The organism is Vibrio sp. 704 (genome assembly GCF_033339295.1).
The window spans coordinates 1-794 of record NZ_JAWOUH010000313.1 but is presented as its reverse complement, the minus strand read 5'-3'; the positions used below and the strand labels follow the sequence as shown (position 1 = coordinate 794).

Genomic DNA, 794 nt, shown 5'->3' with positions numbered 1-794 from the left:
GAAAAACAACGCCTCGCTCTAAACAACATTTATAGTTAGAGAAATAGAATGTTTCAAGCCATTCAACAAAAACTGCTACTTATGCCGAGTGGCAAAAAGAACTTGCTGTCACTCGGCATGAAAACGGCAATCACGCGAGTTTTCAGTGCATTATTTGCCTTTTTGCTTACGCTCATCGTGTCGCGCACAACCGATGCATCCACTTCAGGTCAGTTTTTCTTCTTATTCAATCTCGTATCGCTCACAGCCATTATTTCTCAGCGAGGCTTCGACGTTGCTTTAGTCCGATTCAACGCTATCGCGTTTAGCAACGGAGATATTCAACAGCAAAGTGACAACTATTGGACGGCTTTAACTCGCAGTATCACATTTTGTTTCATGGCTGCCGTTACTCTATTTGTCGGCTTTTACCTTTTTCCAAATCAACTGAATCAAACCAACAGTCCAATAGTGGCGATTACGCTCGCGCTGATGTGCGTACCTTTCCTCGTATTAGGACAAACCAACAGCCGTGTTTTACAAGCAAGTAAAATGGTGGTGCCATCCCTATTCGCGCTTCAACTCGGCGTCAGTGTGCTCATGGTTTTGTTCATTATTGGCCTGAGCACACTGCACTTACAAAGCATCAACAGCCTAATGGCGGCATTGCTGCTGGCGAGTCTGATCGTCAGTATTGCTTCAACGACTAAATGGTTTAGCTCTGGTCAATATCAAAAGCCGACCCCGACAACAAATATCGAACTGATCTCCTCTGCGAAGCAAGTGTGGATTGGCAGCATTTTCACCAATATCCT

1 pseudogene is annotated in these 794 nt (G+C 44.6%); it reads left to right on the top strand.

The annotated features are described in order from the left end of the window. Positions 1-48 precede the first annotated feature (48 nt). Positions 49-794, top strand: a pseudogene (locus R7R24_RS26140) (capsular biosynthesis protein); the annotation flags it as partial.